Annotated in this window: 2 protein-coding genes; both read right to left on the bottom strand. The window is 33.9% G+C overall.

Features of this window, described 5'->3' with window-relative positions:
* A partial coding sequence (locus CTY47_RS16580; RefSeq protein WP_143813416.1) for a hypothetical protein occupies positions 1–637 on the bottom strand: 637 nt, incomplete at its 3' end.
* Between the two features lie 284 nt (positions 638–921).
* Entirely contained in the window at positions 922–2,100 is a 1,179-nt protein-coding gene (locus CTY47_RS16575) for a 6-bladed beta-propeller (RefSeq protein WP_099465892.1), read from the bottom strand.
* Between the last annotated feature and the right edge of the window lie 188 nt (positions 2,101–2,288).

The raw sequence follows: 2,288 nt of genomic DNA, 5'->3' as shown, positions 1-2,288 counted from the left end.
AGGCTACCACCAAATGCGCTCTCCTATAGATGGAAAGCTTGTAAGAGCTAGGTGCGACAATGACAAAAGAAGGCAATGCGTTCTTTAAACATCGATATTCATCCGAAACGATAGTTAGCAGGGCATTCGTTTTATGCAGAAAAGTCAATAATTTAAGGTCACTTTCCTTGATTGTATTTCCGGTTGGACAATAAACAATCCGGCAATACTTCGGTTGTTGTTCGTAAAAGTAGTAATTAGCCATTTTCTTCACCGGATAATTAAAATGAAGCATCATTTCTTCCGGTATACCAAAATCCGGCAAGGCTGCATCACTCATACTCAGTACTCCATACAAATTCTTAAACGGGGCAATGTAACTATCTAAACGGTTTGTTGTAGCAATAAACAATGCAGGAGATTTACCCAACCGCTTAAGCTGTTTTTTATAGCGTATAAGGCTAAGTGAATTTTGAATGATAATCAGATCGTAAGATTGTCCCAGTTCATAGCTTTGCTCAGAAAACAGGTCTCCCAACAGATGAAGTTGATAATGGGCAGATAACAACTTAACCAGATAGCCGGATATTTCTCTCGAACAAGTATCCAGTCCTTCCTGTGTTCCTATATATAATATTGAAGAGTAGCTTATAGGCATATATGAGACATCTAAGGTTAAATTATTTATTTTTTCAAAACTAATGGATTAAAATACCATAAACAAGCCTATTAAGAAAATGTCATTAAAATGTCATTAAATTAAAAACCAATTAGTAGCAGTCATTCAACAGATATAACTATAGTATTGTCGTCCTCTGATATATTACATAAGTTGCTTACATCGCTATTTTTATTTGCTTTAGTTCTTTTTTGATGTTAAGGTTTCCATTCAATTTTATTTATACATTCAGAATATTATATTTTGATCGCCCCTATTTATGTTTATTTCTTATACTTAGCCAACATAATCACCGGATTGGATTCTTCATTCAATCCGGCTGCAATTTCTTTCAGTTTGCCTTTCAGTTGTCCTTTCCCGTAGGCTTCCACAAGATCGGGGGCTTCTAATATTTGCACAAATGCAATTTCCTTATTCCCAAATGTGATTTCAGAAGTCACGGTTATAGGCTGTTTATTGTCAATATCTGCATTATACATTACATATTCAAATATGGCATTCATCTGTTTGTCATACATTAGGTTAGTTCGTTTATGCCCGGTATCATTTACCCAATCCCATTCGGCCTTTACGGTTTGCATGAAACAGTATTGGTCTGTAAGAACTGCCGGATATAAAAATACACTTGGTTTCATAGATTGTATCGAGGGAGTCCGAATTATAAGAGGTACCATGCTATAGTCGGAAAAAAAATCGTATATCGTATCTGATGAATTTTCCATAAGCATCCAACAGTTGTTACCATGGGGAACTAGTGTACGATTACGAATTGGCATCAAAGAACTTCTGTCGGCAGGAAATAATATCGATGACACTTTCTCTTTATATGGAATTTCAATCTCTTTAATAATACTTCCGTCTTGTTTAGATATAATCAAAAATACATTTTGGTTTTCCTGCCAGTTTTTATCTAAAGCATTGTCACGACATATTAAATGATTTCGGTCGAAATTGTATATTTCCATATGATATTGGCGATTTTCCTTGTGGTTGAAGCTTCGTTTGAAATTCCCGAACAAATCATATACCAATATTTTTTCTGAGAAATGATCATTGACAAAAATTTCATTATTGTCTTCATCTAAAGTTACTCCTAAGAGAAATGTATATTCTTTGGAGCCTTCACCTCGATGATTGATTTTTCTTAAAGCTTTGCCATTTCTGTCAAAAATAAATATATCTCCGTCGGAGGATCTTCTCCTATTTCTGACTATTATGATTTCTTTGCTAATTGCATGAAGCCATCCTGTAGTAATAAAATCATCTTTCGTCTCCAACGGAATGTATTCCACATCCATAAAATCCTGAAGAATTAATTCCTTTTTTGGATAATTTGCTGTAACATCTACTGTAATAAAGTTATCAGTCGATTGGTTATTCCCTTTTCCGCATCCTGCCATTATGAGTAGGATCATTGCCGGAATTAAATTTAGTTTTTTCATCTCTGGTAATTTATATATTCAAGGTACTTCATTAAATCGTAAACATATATGATGGGCTTACTTGCTTTTTAGCATTTGCCTGGTACGGTCAACAAAATAATTATTTCTCCTTTCTGTTAATAAATAAAGTGGATATTGAGTTTTGGATGATTTTTTCAAAGATAATTAAAAAATCTTTGTGTATAAGC

Origin of the sequence: Parabacteroides provencensis (genome assembly GCF_900232875.1) — a bacterium.
Classification (GTDB): domain Bacteria; phylum Bacteroidota; class Bacteroidia; order Bacteroidales; family Tannerellaceae; genus Parabacteroides; species Parabacteroides chinchillae.
Note: the sequence above shows the minus strand (reverse complement) of the source record. Positions and strands in the feature narration are given on the sequence as shown.